The organism is Agrobacterium sp. LMR679, from assembly GCF_027157905.1.
Taxonomy (GTDB): Bacteria; Pseudomonadota; Alphaproteobacteria; order Rhizobiales; family Rhizobiaceae; genus Agrobacterium; species Agrobacterium leguminum.
Genome location: NZ_JAPVOJ010000001.1, coordinates 732501 through 750833, shown reverse-complemented (window position 1 = coordinate 750833; position 18333 = coordinate 732501). Strand labels below are relative to the sequence as shown.

Genomic DNA, 18333 nt, shown 5'->3' with positions numbered 1-18333 from the left:
GTCACAAGCATCCTATAAGGCCCATCATCGAGACGTACCTTGACTTCAATCAATATGTGAAACGCCATGCTCCAGACGCCCTATTACCTCATCGACAAGACAAAACTTCTCCGCAACATGGAGAAGATTGCCTATGTGCGGGAAAAATCCGGCGCGAAGGCGCTCCTGGCGCTGAAGTGCTTCGCCACATGGTCGGTGTTCGATTTCATGTCGCAATATATGGATGGCACCACCTCGTCCTCGCTCTATGAAGTGCGTCTCGGCCGTGAGAAATTCGGCGGCGAGACCCACGCCTATTCCGTTGCCTATGCCGATTATGAAATCGACGAGGTGATTGCCAATGCGGACAAGATCATCTTCAATTCCATCGGTCAGCTCGAGCGTTTTGCCGACAAGGCCTCCGGCATCACGCGCGGTCTGCGCCTCAACCCGCAGGTCAGCTCTTCGAGCTTCGATCTTGCCGATCCTGCGCGCCCCTTCAGCCGCCTTGGCGAATGGGATGTCGCCAAGGTCGACAAGGTCATGGACCGTATTTCCGGCTTCATGATCCATAATAATTGCGAAAACAGCGATTTTTCCCTGTTCGACCGTATGCTGACGCAGATCGAGGAGAAATTCGGATCGCTGCTGTCGCGTGCGGAATGGGTGAGCCTCGGCGGCGGCATTCACTTTACCGGCGACAATTATCCGCTCGACCAGTTCTGCGATCGCCTCCGGGCGTTCTCGGAAAAATACGGCGTGCAGGTCTATCTGGAGCCGGGCGAAGCCTCGATCACCAGAAGCACGACGCTTGAGGTGACGGTTCTCGACACTTTGTTCAACGGCAAGAACCTCGCCATCGTCGACAGCTCCATCGAAGCGCATATGCTCGATCTTCTGATCTACCGCGAAACCGCCAAGGTTTCGCCGAACGAAGGCGAGCATCCCTACATGGTCTGCGGCAAATCCTGCCTTGCGGGCGATATTTTCGGCGACTTCCGCTTCGACAAGGAGTTGAAGGTCGGCGACCGCATCTCCTTCCAGGACGCGGCCGGCTACACCATGGTCAAGAAGAACTGGTTCAACGGCGTGAAGATGCCGACCATCGCCATCAAGGAACTGGACGGCACCGTTCGCGCCGTTCGTGAATTCGACTTTGCCGATTTCGAGCAAAGCCTGTCTTAAACCCTGTTTTTAACATGAAACGAAGCTCATCCCTGCGGGGAAAAGGAGGCATCACCTGAAATGAAGAAGAACGTTCTGATCATCGGCGCCGGTGGCGTAGCACAGGTCGTGGCGCATAAATGCGCCCAGAACAGCGATGTATTGGGAGACATTCATATTGCGTCACGGACTTTGGGAAAGTGCCGCAAGATTGTCGAGTCCGTACGCGAAAAGAAGAGCCTCAAGACAGATGTGAAACTTGAGGCCCATGCGCTTGACGCTATGGATATCGAGGCGACGAAAGCCTTGATCAAACAGACCGGCGTGGAAATCGTCATCAATGTCGGTTCGGCTTTCGTCAACATGTCCGTTCTTCGTGCCTGCATGGACACGGGTGTTGCCTATATGGATACGGCGATCCACGAGGATCCGACCAAGATTTGCGAGACGCCGCCGTGGTACGGAAACTACGAGTGGAAGCGCGCGCAAGAGTGCAAGGAAAAGGGCATTACCGCCATTCTCGGCGTCGGCTTCGATCCGGGCGTGGTGAACGCCTATGCGCGTCTCGCCAAGGATGATTATTTCGACAAGGTCACTTCGGTCGATATCGTCGATATCAATGCCGGCAGCCACGGCCGCTGGTTCTCGACCAACTTCGATCCGGAAATCAACTTCCGCGAATTCACGGGCGTCGTCTACTCCTGGCAGAATGGCGAGTGGCAGACGAACCAGATGTTCGAAGTCGGCCAGGAATTCGATCTGCCTGTCGTCGGCAAGCAGAAGGCCTATATGACCGGCCATGACGAAGTGCATTCGCTGTCCAAGAACATGGACGGCGCCGATGTGCGCTTCTGGATGGGCTTCGGCGATCACTATATCAACGTCTTCACGGTGCTGAAGAACCTCGGCCTCCTGTCCGAAAAGCCGGTCAAGACGGCTGAAGGCCTTGAAGTCGTGCCGCTGAAGGTCGTCAAGGCCGTGCTGCCCGATCCGTCTTCGCTGGCGCCCGATTATGTCGGCAAGACCTGCATCGGCGATATCGTCAAGGGCATCAAGGACGGCAAGGAGCGCGAAGTCTTCATCTACAACGTGGCTGATCATAAGGAAGCCTATGAAGAAGTCGGCTCGCAGGGCATTTCCTACACCGCTGGCGTTCCGCCGGTCGCCGCTGCCATGCTCATCGCGTCCGGCGAATGGGACGTGAAGCAGATGGCGAATGTTGAAGAACTGCCGCCGAAGCCGTTCCTGAACATCCTGAACAAGATCGGCCTTCCGAACCGCATCAAGGACGAAAACGGCGACCGCGCGCTGGAGTTCTGATTGCCGGTGTTGTTATTGCGTTAAATAGAAAGCCCCGCGTAAGCGGGGCTTTTTAATGGCAGCCTCAGCCTTTGGTGAGTTGCCCTATGAACAGATGCAGCGTTTTATGCATTGCCTCCGAAGGGGGCTCGGCAACATGCCATTCCGGAAAATGTCCATCGATTGCCATGCGGGCAAGGCCATAGACCAGTGCGCGGGCGCTCAATACGAGCTGATCCAGATCGAGGCCGTGGGGAGCTGGCCGTTTTCACGCGCCTGCATTAGCAGATTTATCATCAAGCGCCTTATGGCATCGTTCTGTTCGCGTAAAATATCGGACGAATTGAAGTCGATCAGCGTTCGCGAACTTATGACTTCAAAATGCGTCGGGTTGGCCAGTGCCCAGCGCAGATAACCGTGGCCAATGGCTTCGAAGGCGACAAGCGGGTCCTCACCGCGGGCCTGCGCTCTCGCGATTTCGACGGATTCGGTCAGCCGGTTCATCGCCTGCTCCGCGACAGCAGTCATCAGGGCCGTTTTTGAACGGAAATGCCTGAAAGGCGCTCCCGGCGAGACGCCGGCACGTTTGGCGGCCTCACGGACGGAAACATTTTCAGCACCCCGTTCCTCGATGATTGCGATTGTTGCTGCGACAAGTTCATCGACAAGGTTGCCGTGGTGGTAGGGCCTGTCGCGTCCCGTCTTCTTGTCCTGAGCTTTTTCCATAGGCCATCGGGTAGCACCAAACTGGGATGTAATCACTGATTATTTTATTGCGTCGAAATGAAGCTTTATGTAATCATCGATTACATTGAGATATGGAGATTTCAATGTTGCACCCGGTTCTAAAAATCACTCTCGCATTCGCATTTTTTCCGATCGTCGCCGCTCATGCGCAGGACAGCCCAAAGCTGGAAATCGTGTGGCCGAAGGCTGGTGACGTCATCGAATTGGGCAATGATCCCGAACGGGCTATTGGCGTCGTCGTCAAGAGCAGCTTCAAGCTGCTTCCCGCCGGGCAGTGTGGAGGAGACGGCCAATGTGGCCATGTGCATATGAAAATCGACCCTTCGGGCGATACATGCAACATTCCCGGTCGTGCCTATAACAGCATGAACAGCGACTTCGGCGGTGATCTCATCAAGGCGCGGTTCGGACATTGCCCAAACCCGGACGGCCGGCACGTTATCGGCATTCTGCTGGCAGATGACCACCATCGGCCTGTTCTGATCAACGGCAAGCCGGTCACGGCGCTTGTCGAAGTGACGACCAAAGACTGACCGCAGGAGCGGTAGCAGCGGACATGTCGCAGAATGGTGCAATAAAAAGGTCCCGCGCAAACGGGACCTTTATCTCGATAAGCCCGAAAGCCGGGGCGTCCTCAGCCCTTCGTCGGCTTCGGCCCGCGCTTCTCGAAAGGCTTGTCCTTCTTGCCCTCGTATTTCGGTTTGTCGCCAAAGGGCTTTTTCTTCTTCCAGGGCTTGTCGTCGCCCTTGCGGTCGTCGCGGGGGCCGCTTGCATTGTCCGATTTGCTGAATTTCCGCTGTGCCTTGGCCGGGCGCGTGTCTTCGCGGAAGCCGCCGGTCATTTCCGGCTTGCCTTCCAGCGCCTTCAGACGAATGCCCTTTTCGAGCGTCATGTCCTTGCCGATGGCGGAGGTGAAACGGTCGACGGCATCGGCCGCCAGTTCCACGAAGGTCTCCGTCTGCTGCATGCGGATCGCGCCGATATCCTGGCGGGTGATCTTGCCGAAACGGCAGAGCATGGGGATCAGCCAGCGCGGTTCGGCGCTCTGCTTGCGGCCGACCGAAAGCGAAAACCAGGCGCTGTCGGCGAAATCGGAGCGTTCGCGGCGCGGCGCGTTGTTCTCGACCGTTTCGAAACTGTCGCGGCGCGGCTTGCGGTTGTTGTCGAGCGAGACTTCGGCGATGTCCTCCGGCGCGGAACGTCCGGCGTGGTACAGGCGAACGAAAGCGGCGGCGACCTTTTCCGCGCCGTGCTGTTCCAAGAGCCTGGTGACGAAATCGCGCTCGTCCTCGGCCACGGCCTCGGTCAGCGACGGATCGGCCAGAAGCCGGGCGCCATCGCGCTCGACGATCTCTTCGGCGGAAGGCGGACGTACCCATGCCGGGCTGACCTTGGCCCCTTCCAGAAGGCGCTCGGCCTTGCGGCGCTGGTTGATCGGCACCACGATGGCGCTGACGCCCTTCTGACCGGCGCGGCCGGTACGGCCGGAGCGGTGCAGAAGCGTTTCGGAATTGGTCGGCAGGTCGGCGTGGATGACGAGTTCGAGACCCGGCAGGTCGATACCGCGGGCGGCAACGTCGGTCGCCACGCAGACGCGGGCGCGGCCGTCGCGCATGGCCTGCAGCGCATGGGTGCGCTCGTTCTGGGTCAGTTCGCCGGAAAGGGCCACGACGGCAAAGCCGCGATTGTTGAGCCGCGCCGTCAGATGGTTCACAGCCGCACGGGTGGAGCAGAAGACGATGGCGTTGCGGGCTTCATAAAAGCGCAGCGCATTGATGATGGCATTCTCGCGGTCGGCCGGCGTCACCAGCATGGCGCGGTATTCGATATCCACATGCTGCTTCTGTTCGGAAGCGGTGGCGATGCGCACGGCGTTCTTCTGGTAGCTTTCCGCAAGCTTGGCGATGCTGCGCGGAACGGTGGCCGAGAACATCAGCGTGCGGCGGGTTTCCGGCGATTCTTCCAGAATGAATTCCAGATCTTCACGGAAGCCGAGGTCGAGCATCTCGTCCGCCTCATCCAGCACCACGGCGCGGATGGACGACAGATCGAGCGCGCCGCGCTTGATGTGGTCGCAAAGACGCCCCGGCGTGCCGACGACGATGTGAGCGCCGCGCTCCAGCGCCCGGCGCTCGTTGCGCACATCCATGCCGCCGACGCAGGAGGCAATCGAGACACCGGCGAATTCATAGAGCCACTCCAGCTCGCGCTTGACCTGCATGGCCAGTTCGCGGGTCGGCGCGATGGCGAGCGCCAAGGGTGCGGAAGCCTGACCGAAGCGGCCATTTTCCGGCAGCAGCGTTGGCGCAAGCGCAATGCCGAAGGCGACCGTCTTGCCGGAACCGGTCTGCGCGGAAACCAGCGCATCCTTGTCGGCGAGTTCCGGCGCAAGCATCGCCTGCTGCACGGGGGTCAAATCTTTATAGCCGCGTTTTTCCAACGCCTGCGCGATCGCCGGGGCGATACCCTGGGTGTCTGTCATCTACCGTCTTTCGGATATGAAGCCGCCCGCATCCGCCCGAAACCAATAGATCCTAAAGTCTCCGGGGCAGCCGATACAGGCCATTTCGGCCATCTGGCCGGTTGCATTGCCGCGCTCATACTGCGAATGGGCCCATTTGTACAGTGCACTGCGGTACGCTCTTTTGCGGGTGCTTTATCCCGTCGACGTTTTCATCCCGCCATTGTTCCGGAGCGATGTTGCGGAAAAGGCGTACCGCATGGTTCATAAACGGCATTGCGTGCCCCCCGCCTTTTCGCTAAGAGACCCGCAACTTGAGGCTCTTTGTCAGGAAGAGCCGACTGGGTTTGTTCTTGTCCGTCCGCTCTTTGAAGGAGCCGGCGGGAAAATGGGATGGTACTGGTCAAGGCTATGGCTCGCATTGTCATGAAATTCGGCGGCACGTCCGTCGCGAACCTCGAACGCATTCACAATGTCGCGCGGCATGTGAAACGCGAAGTGGATGCCGGCCATGAAGTGGCCGTGGTCGTTTCCGCCATGTCCGGCAAAACCAACGAGCTGGTGGACTGGGTGCAGAACGCCGCGAAGGTGGCCGGCGCCAACGCCGCCTCCTTTTTCGATGCGCGTGAATATGACGCGGTCGTCGCATCCGGTGAGCAGGTGACGTCAGGTCTGCTGGCGATCACGCTGCAATCCATGGGCATCAATGCGCGCTCCTGGCAGGGCTGGCAGATCCCGATCCGCACCGACAATGCGCATGGCGCCGCCCGCATTCTCGAAATCGACGGTTCGGATATCATCCATCGCATGGGTGAAGGCCAGGTTGCCGTTGTTGCCGGTTTCCAGGGCATCGGTCCTGACAACCGCATCGCGACGCTCGGCCGCGGCGGTTCGGATACGTCCGCAGTTGCCATCGCTGCCGCCGTCAAGGCGGATCGTTGCGACATCTATACCGATGTCGACGGCGTTTATACGACCGATCCGCGCATCGAGCCCAAGGCTCGCCGCATGAAGAAGATCGCCTTCGAGGAAATGCTCGAAATGGCGTCTCTCGGCGCGAAGGTTCTGCAGGTTCGCTCGGTCGAGCTTGCCATGGTACACAAGGTGCGCACCTTCGTTCGCTCCAGTTTCGAGGATCCCGATGCGCCGGGCATGGGCGACCTCATCAACCCGCCCGGTACTTTGATTTGTGACGAGGATGAAATCGTGGAACAGGAAGTCGTAACCGGCATCGCCTATGCCAAGGATGAAGCACAGATCTCGCTGCGCCGCGTGGCCGACCGTCCGGGCGTTTCCGCCGCGATCTTCGGGCCGCTTGCCGAAGCGCATATCAACGTCGACATGATCGTGCAGAACATCTCTGAAGACGGTTCGCGCACCGACATGACCTTCACCGTTCCTTCGGGCGACGTTGCCAAGGCGATCAAGCTTCTGGAAGACAACAAGGCCCAGATCGGCTTCGACGTCGCGCAGAACGAGACCGGTCTCGCAAAGGTTTCGGTCATCGGTATCGGCATGCGCAGCCACGCCGGCGTTGCCGCCAGCGCGTTTAAGGCGCTTGCCGAGAAGAACATCAACATCAAGGCGATCACCACCTCCGAGATCAAGATTTCGATCCTGATCGACGGCGCCTATGCCGAACTTGCGGTTCGCACTTTGCATTCCGCCTACGGTCTCGATAAGAGCTAAGCCGAGACATCGGTTCCCGATGCTCCGATTCTTCGGAGTTGCGTTCTTCCGATGTGGCGTTTCATGAAAGCGTGTCCCTTGCGGGACGCGCTTCTCGCGCTATAAATTTTTAAATGACCTTTTGATTCCCGAATATTATGACATTCGGATCGGAAGTGTCGGGGAGCAAACGCGATGAGAGACCTTTCCGCAGGTCCGCGCGTCCTGCTCAAGCGGCTGCGCGAAATGATGGCGGAGCACCTTGAACCGCAGGACCGTCTGGACCAGATCGTCCGTCAGATTGCCAGCAACATGGTGGCGGAGGTTTGCTCGGTCTATGTGCTGCGCTCCGACAGCGTGCTCGAGCTTTACGCGACCGAAGGTCTGAACAAGGATGCCGTGCATCTCGCCCAGCTGAAAATGGGGCAGGGTCTTGTCGGCACCATCGCCGCTTCCGCCCAACCTCTCAATCTTTCCGATGCGCAGGCGCATCCCGCTTTCCGCTATCTTCCTGAAACCGGTGAGGAAATTTATCATTCCTTCCTCGGCGTGCCGATTTTGCGTTCCGGTCGCACTCTTGGCGTTCTTGTGGTCCAGAACAAGGCCAGCCGAACATACCGGGAGGATGAAGTGGAAGCGCTTGAGACAACCGCGATGCTCATTGCCGAAATAGTGGCGAGCGGCGAGTTGAAGAAGATCACCCGCCCCGGGGTGGAGCTGGACCTGACGCGCGCCGTTTCCATCGATGGTGACGGCTATGGCGAAGGCATCGGTCTTGGCCATGTCGTGCTACACGATCCGCGCATCGTCGTCACCAACCTGCTCAATGAAGATGCCGATACGGAAATCCGGCGTCTTGCCGATGCCATCGGTTCGCTGCGTCTGTCCATCGACGACATGCTGCAGCGTCGCGATGTGCCGACCGAGGGTGAGCACCGCGAGGTTCTGGAAACCTACCGCATGTTCGCTCACGACCAGGGCTGGGTGCGGCGCATGGAAGAGGCGATCCGAAACGGCCTGACGGCGGAGGCGGCGGTCGAGAAGGTGCAGAGCGACACCAAGGCGCGCATGATGCGCCTGACCGATCCCTATCTGCGCGAGCGCATGCATGATTTCGACGATCTCGCCAACCGGCTGCTGCGGCAGTTGATCGGTTTTGGCGGTCGTGGGCCGGAGCAGGATTTCCCGCTCGACGCCATCGTTTTGGCGCGCGCCATGGGTGCTGCCGAACTGCTGGATTACCCGCGTGAAAAACTGCGTGGTCTGGTGCTGGAAGATGGCGCGGTGACGAGCCATGTCGTCATTGTGGCCCGTGCCATGGGCATTCCGATCATCGGACAGGCGACCGGTATCGTCGCTCTGGCGGAAAACAACGATCCCATCATTATCGATGGCGATGACGGCCAGGTGCATCTGCGCCCGATGTCGGATTTGCAGCGTGCTTATGAAGAAAAGGTGCGCCTGCGGGCCCGGCGGCAGGAGCAGTTCCGGGCGCTGCGCAATGTCGAGCCGATCACCAAGGATGGCCAGAAGGTCAATCTGAAGATGAATGCGGGCCTTCTGGTGGACCTGCCGCAGCTCGACGAATCCGGCGCCGACGGCATTGGCCTGTTCCGCACCGAGCTGCAATTCATGATCGCCTCCAACATGCCGAAGGGCGAGGAGCAGGAGGCGTTCTATCGCTCCGTCCTGCGGCAGGCGAAGGGTAAGAGCGTCACCTTCCGCACGCTCGATATCGGCGGCGACAAGGTCGTTTCTTATATGCGCGGCCAGGAAGAGGAAAATCCGGCGCTGGGCTGGCGGGCGATCCGCCTGTCGCTGGACCGGCCGGGCCTGATGCGAACGCAGATGCGCGCGCTGCTGCGCGCCGCCTCGGGTGCCGAACTGCGCATGATGCTGCCGATGGTGACGGAAGTGTCGGAAATCCGCGCCGCTCGCGACCTTTTGCAGAAGGAAGTGCAGCATCTTTCGAAATTCAGCCATGCGTTGCCGAAAAAGCTGCAATTCGGCGCCATGCTGGAAGTGCCATCGCTGATGTGGCAGCTCGATGAGCTGATGCAGGAGGTGGATTTCGTGTCCGTCGGTTCGAACGACCTGTTCCAGTTCTCGATGGCGGTAGACCGCGGCAATGCGCGTGTTTCGGATCGTTTCGACAATCTCGGCAAGCCGTTTCTGCGCATTCTGCGCGATATCGTCCGCGCTGGCGAAAGGCACCACACCTCGGTCACGCTGTGCGGCGAAATGGCGGGCAAGCCGCTTTCGGCCATGGCCTTGATCGGCCTCGGTTTCCGTTCTGTTTCCATGTCGCCGACGGCCATCGGTCCGGTCAAGGCCATGCTGCTCGGGCTCGATGCCGCGCGCCTCGCCGAAGAGCTGAACGCGGCGCTGGACGACCATAATTCGCTGGAAAGCGCGCGCGAGGTGTTGTTACGCTTTGCCGCGACGCATTCCATCCCCATTTAGAGCATTTCCAGGAAAAGTGGATCCCGGTTTTCCGTCCGGAAATGCGTTAAAGCAAAAGGTTAAAGCGTTTTCGCGTTTCGAAGAAAAGCGAAAACCCTCTAAAAGACCTGTTTCATTATTGGAGTGACTGGTGGCGAAGCTTCCCGTCGAAAAAATGCGCGAGTTGGAAAGGCGTTTCGGTGAGATCGAAGCGCGTATGTCGGCCGGGCCCGCTGCGGATGTCTATGTGAAACTGGCTTCGGAATATTCCGAACTCGAGCCGGTGGTGAAGAAAATCCGCGACTACGAGAAGGCGGTTTCCGAAGCCGCCGATCTGGAGGCGCTGCTTGCGGACAAGTCGACCGACAAGGATATGCGCGACCTGGCGGAAATGGAGCTGCCGGATGTCGAGGTCCGCATCGGTGAGCTTGAAAAGGACATGCAGGTTCTGCTGCTGCCGAAGGATGCGGCGGACGAAAAAAGCGCGATTCTCGAAATTCGCGCAGGCACTGGTGGCTCCGAGGCAGCCCTTTTCGCTGGCGATCTGTTCCGCATGTATGAGCGCTTCGCCTCGACCAAGGGCTGGAAGGTGGAAGTGCTTTCCGCAAGCGAGGGCGAAGCGGGCGGTTACAAGGAAATCATCGCGACGATCAGCGGGCGAGGGGTGTTCTCCAAGCTGAAATTCGAATCCGGCGTGCACCGGGTGCAGCGCGTGCCGGAAACGGAAGCGAGCGGCCGCATCCATACGTCTGCTGCCACCGTTGCGGTCCTGCCGGAAGCGGAAGATATTGATATCGAAATCCGCCCGGAAGACATTCGCATCGATACGATGCGTGCTTCGGGTGCCGGCGGCCAGCACGTCAACACCACCGACTCCGCCGTTCGCATCACCCATCTGCCGACGGGCCTGATCGTTACCAGCTCGGAGAAATCGCAGCATCAGAACCGCGCCAAGGCCATGCAGGTCCTGCGCTCGCGTCTCTACGACATCGAGCGCCAGAAGGTGGAGAGCGAACGTTCGGCCGACCGCAAGAGCCAGGTTGGTTCCGGCGACCGTTCCGAGCGCATCCGCACCTATAACTTCCCGCAGGGCCGCGTTACCGATCACCGCATCAACCTCACGCTCTACAAGCTGGACCGGATGATCGAAGGCGAGATCGATGAGCTTGTGGATGCGCTGATCGCCGACTATCAGGCGGGGCAGCTTGCACAGCTCGGCGAACAGCTTTGAGCACGGCCGCTGAAGCGAGTGTTGTGAGTGCGCTTGCCGCAGCCCGCAAAAGGCTGCAGGCGGCGGGGATCGCCGATCCGCTTCTCGATGCGCGGCTTTTGATTGCGGAGGTCGTCGGTTTTTCATTGACCGATTTCGTGATGAAACCTGATCGTGCCGTTACGCCGGAAGAAAGCGCCCGTATCGCCGTCATGATCGAAAGGCGGGCGAATGGCGAGCCCGCGCACCGCATTCTCGGCCACCGGGAATTTCATGGCCTCGACCTTCTTTTGTCTAAGGAGACGCTCGAGCCTCGGCCGGACACGGAAGTTCTTGTTGATACCCTGTTGCCGGCGCTGAAAAAAGCCGTTTCCGCCAAGGGCAGCGCCCGCATTCTGGATATGGGCACGGGGACCGGCGCGATCTGTCTGGCGCTGTTGAAGGAGTGCCCCGAAGCAACCGGTATCGGCAGCGATATTTCCGCCGATGCGCTCGAAACGGCGGTCCGGAATGCGGCCCGAAACGATCTCGGCGGGCGCTTCGAGGCCATCCACAGCGACTGGTTTGAAAAAATCGCCGGCCGCTTTGACATAATTGTGTCGAATCCGCCTTATATAAGGACCGATATCGTCGCAACGCTTGACCAGGAGGTTCGTAACCACGACCCGATGGCGGCGCTGGATGGAGGTCAGGACGGCCTTGCACCGTACCGCCTCATCGCTGCCGATGCAGGCCGCTTTCTTGTGGAAAACGGGATTGTCGGTGTGGAGATCGGTTTCGATCAAAGGCTTGATGTTTCCGCTATATTTGTTTCCCACGGCTTCTCTCTTCTGGACGCCGTGAAGGATTATGGCGGTAACGACAGAGTTTTGACCTTCCGGAGATAGTTGTTCGCGATATGTCTACGGATTTTTTGCAAGGATATTTTGCACAGCAAAAGAAAAGGCTTGGATTTCCGCGGGAAGCGGGATAGTTTGCGGCCACATGCCGGGTGGCTGAGGACGAACACAGATTCGTCAGGGTATGGGTCAGTCCCGAAGCGGGTTCTTTAAAGAGCCCTGAAAGGCTGGGCGTTTCCGGCATGTGAATCAGTAAACTTTGTTCGCAGGCGGCTCGGTGCAGCATTTGCGCAGCCGGTCGTCATACGCGAGGTCTTGCCCAAGGGTTATCTTCGGCAAGACGCGTGATGGAGCAATTTCAGGAAAAATTTCCAGCGGTTTTCCGCCCGGAATTGCATGAAAACAACCAGATTGTCAGCAAAACAGAATTCAGGTGAGCAATTGATGAGGCCAGGACAGCAAAACAAGCGCGGCCGGGGGCGTGGAAACAACAACAATAACAATGGTGGCGGTAACAACAACTTCAACCGCAAGGGCGGCAACCCGCTCACCAGGACTTATGACAGTTCCGGCCCCGATGTTAAAATCCGTGGCACAGCCCAGCACATAGCGGAAAAATACGCGGCTCTGGCGCGCGACGCGCAGAGTTCCGGCGACCGCGTGATCGCTGAGAACTATCTGCAGCACGCTGAACACTATAACCGCATCATCGCTTCGGCTCAGGCCCAGATGCAGGAACGCTTCCAGCGCGACGACCGCGGCGAGTACAATGCTGCCGATGGCGACGATATGGATGTGAACGACGGCGATGAAGGCGTCGCTGCACCGCAGCAGCAGGCCGAGCAGGCCGAGCGCGCGCAGCAGCCGGAACGTCAGGAGCGTACTGAGCGGAACGAACAGCGCCAGGAGCGTCGTGAGCGTCCGGACCGCCGCGAGCGGCAGGAGCGTCAGCCGCGCCAGCCGCAGGTAGCCGCCGAACAGCAGCCGCCGGTCTATGACGCCAGCCAGGCGCCGCAACCCGTCATCGAAGGCACGCCCATGGAAGTGGCCGTCGAGGAAGAGCAGCAGCAGGCGGAAGCTCCGGCGGGCGAACGCGCACCGAAGACGCGCCGTGCGACCGGACCGCGCCAGCGCCGCCCGCGCCGGACCGCCGCTGCGGAAGGCGCCGAAGGCGAAGATGCGCCGGCCGGTGAAGACGCTGCACCTGCCACGCTTGAGAATGCTGCCGAATAAGCAGCTTCTGCAAATCACTCTGTGATCGAAAAACTCCGGCTTGCCGGAGTTTTTTGCTTTTGGCACTTGGTTATGAACATTCCGCCAGCAATCCACGTGATTTCAGATGTCGAATTGATGCCTGTCAAATCATGTGAAAATTTCCCGGACGGTGGATTTTCTCCCCTTTAAACCGATGAAAATGCCTCCCATATTCGTGCAGGAAGGACGGAAGCCGCATTCGCCGGCAACCGATCTTCAAGAGGCGACGATCGTGAAATCCTTTTAAAACGCGACTGTCGTAGCGGGGCTTGCCTTTGAGGGAGCCTCAACCCTAACACCCGGAGCCGTGCCGAAAGCGGGCGGGCCGGTTTATGGAGGTTCGACTATGAATATTGAAAAATACTCCGAGCGCGTTCGCGGTTTTCTGCAATCGGCGCAGACCTTTGCGCTGGCGGAGAACCATCAGCAGTTTTCGCCCGAACACGTTCTGAAGGTTCTGCTCGATGACGAGCAGGGCATGGCGGCATCGCTGATCGAGCGCGCCGGCGGCAACGCCAGGGAAGCGCGTCTTGCCAATGATGCGGCGCTTGCGAAATTGCCCAAGGTTTCCGGCGGCAATGGCGGGCTTTCGCTCACCGCGCCGCTCGCCAAAGTGTTCTCGACTGCGGAAGATCTCGCCAAGAAGGCCGGCGACAGTTTTGTCACTGTCGAGCGTCTGCTGCAGGCGCTTGCGATTGAAAGTTCCGCCACCACTTCGGCTTCCCTGAAGAAGGCCGGCGCAACGGCGCAGGCGCTCAATCAGGTCATCAACGATATCCGCAAGGGCCGCACGGCTGACAGCGCCAATGCCGAACAGGGCTTCGATGCGCTGAAGAAGTTCGCGCGCGACCTGACGGAAGAGGCCCGCGAAGGCAAGCTCGATCCGGTGATCGGTCGCGACGACGAAATCCGCCGCACCATTCAGGTGCTCTCGCGCCGCACCAAGAACAATCCCGTGCTGATCGGTGAACCGGGCGTCGGTAAAACGGCGATTGCCGAAGGTCTTGCGCTGCGCATCGTGAATGGCGACGTGCCGGAAAGCCTGAAGGACAAGAAGCTGATGGCGCTCGATATGGGCGCGCTGATCGCCGGTGCGAAATATCGCGGTGAGTTCGAAGAGCGTCTGAAGGCTGTGCTCAATGAAGTGCAGGCCGAAAATGGCGGCATCATCCTGTTCATCGATGAGATGCACACGCTGGTCGGTGCCGGCAAGGCCGACGGCGCGATGGATGCGTCCAACCTGCTGAAGCCCGCGCTTGCCCGTGGCGAGCTGCACTGCGTCGGCGCCACCACGCTCGACGAGTACCGCAAGCATGTGGAAAAGGACCCGGCCCTTGCCCGCCGTTTCCAGCCGGTGCTCGTCGATGAGCCGACCGTTGAGGACACGATCTCGATCCTGCGCGGATTGAAGGAAAAATACGAACAGCATCACAAGGTCCGTATCTCGGATTCGGCCCTGGTTGCGGCTGCGACGCTTTCCAACCGCTATATCACCGACCGCTTCCTGCCCGACAAGGCAATCGACCTGATGGATGAGGCCGCTTCGCGTCTTCGCATGCAGGTGGATTCCAAGCCGGAAGAACTGGACGAACTGGATCGGCGCATCATTCAGCTCAAGATCGAGCGCGAAGCCTTGAAGCAGGAGACGGACCAGTCCTCCGCCGACCGGCTGAAGAAGCTCGAGGACGAGTTGGCTGATACGGAAGAAAAGGCGGATGCGCTGACGGCCCGCTGGCAGGCGGAAAAGCAGAAGCTCGGCCATGCCGCCGACCTCAAGAAGCGGCTGGACGAAGCCCGTAACGAACTGGCAATTGCCCAGCGTAACGGTCAGTTCCAGCGCGCCGGCGAGCTGACCTATGGCATCATTCCCGGTCTCGAGAAGGAACTGGCTGCGGCGGAAGCCCGCGATAGCAGCGGTGCCGGCTCGATGGTTCAGGAAGTGGTGACGGCGGACAATATCGCCCATGTCGTTTCCCGCTGGACCGGTATTCCTGTCGACAAGATGCTGGAAGGCCAGCGCGAAAAGCTGCTGCGCATGGAAGACGAGCTCGCCAAGTCCGTTGTCGGGCAGGGCGAGGCCGTTCAGGCGGTTTCCAAGGCGGTTCGCCGTTCGCGCGCCGGTCTTCAGGATCCCAACCGGCCGATCGGTTCGTTCATCTTCCTTGGCCCGACGGGTGTGGGCAAGACCGAGCTGACCAAGTCGCTCGCCCGCTTCCTGTTCGACGACGAAACCGCGATGGTTCGCCTCGACATGTCGGAATATATGGAGAAACACTCCGTTGCCCGGCTGATCGGTGCGCCTCCCGGCTATGTCGGTTACGAAGAGGGCGGGGCGCTCACGGAAGCGGTTCGCCGCCGGCCCTATCAGGTCGTGCTGTTCGACGAGATCGAGAAAGCGCATCCGGATGTGTTCAACGTCCTCTTGCAGGTGCTGGATGATGGCCGCCTCACGGATGGCCAGGGCCGCACCGTCGATTTCAAGAACACCATCATCATCATGACTTCGAACCTCGGTTCGGAATTCATGACGCAGATGGGCGACAATGACGATGTGGATTCGGTTCGCGATCTGGTGATGGAGCGGGTCCGGTCGCATTTCCGGCCGGAATTCCTCAACCGTATCGACGATATCATCCTCTTCCACCGCCTGCGGCGCGACGAAATGGGTGCAATTGTCGAAATCCAGCTGAAGCGTCTCATCTCGCTGCTCGGCGATCGCAAGATTTCGCTCGAACTGGATGAGGATGCCCGCAGCTGGCTTGCCAATAAGGGTTATGATCCGGCTTACGGCGCGCGTCCGCTGAAGCGGGTGATCCAGAAAGCGGTTCAGGACAGGCTTGCCGAAATGATCCTCGGCGGCGAAGTGCCGGATGGATCGCGGGTCAAGGTGACCTCGGGCACGGACCGGCTGCTGTTCAAGGTCAAGCCCGCGAAGAGTGAGGCCGAAGCTGAAACAGCCGATGCGGCATAAAATGAAAGGGCTCCGGAAACGGAGCCCTTTTCATATGACCGGGCCCTTTTCACATGACCGGGATTATCGTTCGGGTCTGCCCGCAGATCAGCGGCTCGCCACCTGATTGGGCTTTTCGTCAATATTCAGCAGATTGTCGATGCGCTTTCTCTCGTCGGAGAAACGCGCCAGCGCCTCGCCGGAAAGCGACTTGCCGCCCGGCAGGCGCACCTTCATCGCATCCACCTTGGTGCCATTGACGATCAGCTCGTAATGCAGATGCGCGCCGGTCGAAAGACCGGTCGATCCTACGTAACCGATGACCTGGCCCTGCCGGACCTTTGCGCCTTCCGTGACACCCTTGGCGATGGCGCTCTGGTGGTTATAGGAAGAGACATAGCCATTGGCATGGCGGATCAGCGTCTGGTTGCCGTAACCGGAGGCCCATCCGGCCTTCTCGACAGTGCCGTTGCCCGTCGCGATGATCGGCGTGCCGCGGGCGGCGGCCCAGTCAGTGCCGGTATGCATGCGGCTGAATTTCAGAACCGGATGGCGGCGCATGCCGAAACCGGATGTCATGCGGCCGTTCGGAACCGGGTTGCGCAACAGGAATTGCCGGATGCTTTTGCCGTTCTCGTCGAAATAATCGATGCTGTTGTCGTCCGGGTTCTGGAACCGGTAAAAGCGTGTCTCGTTGTCGCCGAATTTGGCATTGACGTAGAGCAGTTCCGACTTGTCCGTCGCCTTGCCATCCGCGTCTTCCACGGAGAAGAAGGCCTCCAGCGTATCCGCCGGCTTGAGCTGCGCCTGAAAATCGACGCTGCTGGCCAGAAGCTTGATGAGCTGCGAAACCATGCCCTGGTTCATGCCGTAGGCCAGAGCCGCACGGTAGACCCCGTCATAAACGCTCGGCAGATCGCGTCCGGCGGCAGGCGCCGGGGTGCTGTCGAAGGCGGTCGCCACGGCATCGAGCTTCGGCGGTTCGCTGGCCTTGATGAAACGCTTGCTGTCATCGATGGCCATGGTGACCATGTGCCGGCCCTTGCGATAAAGGCTGACGCGCACGATGTCGCTTTTCTCGTCTTCCTGAATAATGCCGACGCGCAGCACATCGCCGCTTTCGACATTGTTCGACTGGATTTGCGGCGATAGCAGCCCGGCGATCTCCGAGGACTGCACCTTCGAATAGCCGGCGCCGAAGAGGGCGGCTTCGATGGTTTCGGTCTGGCGGGCAGGGATCACGTCGTCGGCATATTCCTTGGCAGGCACCGAGGCGGACTGCGGCGTCGAGACCGACATGTTCTGTTCGACGACACGGGCGGCAAGGCCAGCGGTAATGTCGACATCGCCGTCGTCATTATCGAAACGGCGTGGGTCGATGTAATAGAGCGCGGCCAGCTGCTCGTTGCCATCCGTCAGGATCGAACCGTTCGAGCGAACCGCCTCCTCGACCTCGTCGAAGCTCAAGGAGCCGGCGAAGGCATATTTGGAGTGCTGGACGGGAAAGGCGACAGTCTTCAGGCTGACTTCGGATTCAACCTCGGAGCCATAGATCGTTCCCGTCCGGCTTGGTGCGGGTGCCGATGCGTCCTTGTCCTCGTTGCTGGCAAAAATATTCAGGGGATCGAAGGCGGGATAGTCATCCTGCTTGGCGTAATTTGACGCCAGCGGAATCTTGACGTGGGAGAAGGGAACCTTGCGGACCACTTCCTTGTCGCCTTCATTGATGACGGTGGAGACTTCCATGATCGACCGGTCGGACGGCCGGGCTGCAATATTCGGTGCGACGAGGCGCGTGCCGCGACGGGCGGCTTCCGTGGCATTGTTGCCCATATCCGCCTTGGCGAAGGCTTCGGCGGGAATGGCCAACTGCTGGCGGCCGTCAAGGGCCGCGAAAAGAGCCACGCCCATCAATATGGAAGAGGTAATGCCGGTGAGAAACGTGCCGGAAAGCCATCGCAGCGAAATTTCGCGACGATCGGGTGCACGGCGCCCTTCCGCCAGAATTGGCGGTTCCGTGCCTAGCGACCGGATCACATTGCGATCCGCAGTCATACCAGCTGTGCCCCGTCGGTCATGCGCTCTCCAGAAACTTCAGGCGAAGGTGTGCAACTTTCAAAGCGATGAGTCAAATTTGATCGACGCATCGAAAGATATGTCGCAACAGCCTACATAAGGACACGCGCACGCATGCCCGCATTAACGCTTCGTTGGCAAAGCAATTAGTGAGGAACCGGGCCAAAAGAAGGCGCGGGGCTCGACTTGATGTCGCGGGCTCCGTTCTCCTGTGCAAAACCGGCAGCGCTGTGGGGTCTTTTGC

At 59.6% G+C, this 18333-nt stretch carries 12 protein-coding genes; 9 read left to right on the top strand and 3 right to left on the bottom strand.

The features are described from left to right. Positions 1–66: 66 nt before the first annotated feature. The gene (gene nspC, locus O3W47_RS03510; protein ID WP_080820065.1) at positions 67–1164 is read left to right on the top strand and encodes a carboxynorspermidine decarboxylase; all 1098 of its coding nucleotides are present in this window, start codon (positions 67–69) and stop codon (positions 1162–1164) included. Between the two features lie 60 nt (positions 1165–1224). After that, entirely contained in the window at positions 1225–2463 is a 1239-nt protein-coding gene (locus O3W47_RS03505) for a saccharopine dehydrogenase family protein (RefSeq protein ID WP_135398514.1), read from the top strand. A gap of 201 nt (positions 2464–2664) precedes the next feature. On the opposite strand, the gene O3W47_RS03500 is transcribed toward O3W47_RS03505, so the two are convergent. Then, positions 2665–3168, bottom strand: coding sequence for a TetR/AcrR family transcriptional regulator (locus O3W47_RS03500; RefSeq protein ID WP_269313001.1), 504 nt, complete (start codon positions 3166–3168; stop codon positions 2665–2667). 104 nt (positions 3169–3272) lie between these two features. Between O3W47_RS03500 and O3W47_RS03495 the strand changes: the two genes are divergently transcribed. Next, the gene (locus tag O3W47_RS03495) at positions 3273–3722 is read left to right on the top strand and encodes a hypothetical protein (RefSeq protein WP_269313000.1); all 450 of its coding nucleotides are present in this window, start codon (positions 3273–3275) and stop codon (positions 3720–3722) included. Between the two features lie 101 nt (positions 3723–3823). On the opposite strand, the gene O3W47_RS03490 is transcribed toward O3W47_RS03495, so the two are convergent. Continuing rightward, positions 3824–5671, bottom strand: a complete 1848-nt coding sequence (locus tag O3W47_RS03490) for a DEAD/DEAH box helicase (RefSeq protein WP_080820071.1) — start codon at positions 5669–5671, stop codon at positions 3824–3826. A gap of 390 nt (positions 5672–6061) precedes the next feature. Here O3W47_RS03490 and O3W47_RS03485 point away from each other — a divergent pair, with 390 nt between their 5' ends. The 6 genes from O3W47_RS03485 (at position 6062) to clpB (ending at position 16034) form a co-directional block, all read left to right on the top strand. Next, positions 6062–7339 (top strand): aspartate kinase, encoded by a 1278-nt coding sequence (locus O3W47_RS03485; RefSeq protein WP_003522538.1) that lies wholly within the window; start codon positions 6062–6064, stop codon positions 7337–7339. 174 nt (positions 7340–7513) lie between these two features. Then, positions 7514–9781, top strand: a complete 2268-nt coding sequence (gene ptsP / locus O3W47_RS03480) for a phosphoenolpyruvate--protein phosphotransferase (RefSeq protein ID WP_065657304.1) — start codon at positions 7514–7516, stop codon at positions 9779–9781. Positions 9782–9911: 130 nt separating this feature from the next. After that, the gene (gene prfA, locus O3W47_RS03475; RefSeq protein ID WP_065657303.1) at positions 9912–10991 is read left to right on the top strand and encodes a peptide chain release factor 1; all 1080 of its coding nucleotides are present in this window, start codon (positions 9912–9914) and stop codon (positions 10989–10991) included. Beyond that, positions 10988–11857 carry a peptide chain release factor N(5)-glutamine methyltransferase gene (prmC, locus tag O3W47_RS03470; RefSeq protein WP_269312999.1) on the top strand — a complete coding sequence of 290 codons (870 nt, stop codon included), beginning with the start codon at positions 10988–10990 and terminating at the stop codon, positions 11855–11857. The genes prfA and prmC overlap by 4 nt, the downstream gene beginning before the upstream one ends. A gap of 396 nt (positions 11858–12253) precedes the next feature. Continuing rightward, the gene (locus O3W47_RS03465; protein WP_269312998.1) at positions 12254–13042 is read left to right on the top strand and encodes a DUF4167 domain-containing protein; all 789 of its coding nucleotides are present in this window, start codon (positions 12254–12256) and stop codon (positions 13040–13042) included. A gap of 367 nt (positions 13043–13409) precedes the next feature. Next, on the top strand, positions 13410–16034 hold the full coding sequence (gene clpB, locus O3W47_RS03460) for an ATP-dependent chaperone ClpB (protein WP_269312997.1): 2625 nt from the start codon (positions 13410–13412) through the stop codon (positions 16032–16034). A gap of 87 nt (positions 16035–16121) precedes the next feature. Here the strand turns inward: clpB and O3W47_RS03455 are convergent, their stop codons facing one another. Further along, positions 16122–18068 (bottom strand): M23 family metallopeptidase, encoded by a 1947-nt coding sequence (locus O3W47_RS03455; RefSeq protein WP_269312996.1) that lies wholly within the window; start codon positions 18066–18068, stop codon positions 16122–16124. Between the last annotated feature and the right edge of the window lie 265 nt (positions 18069–18333).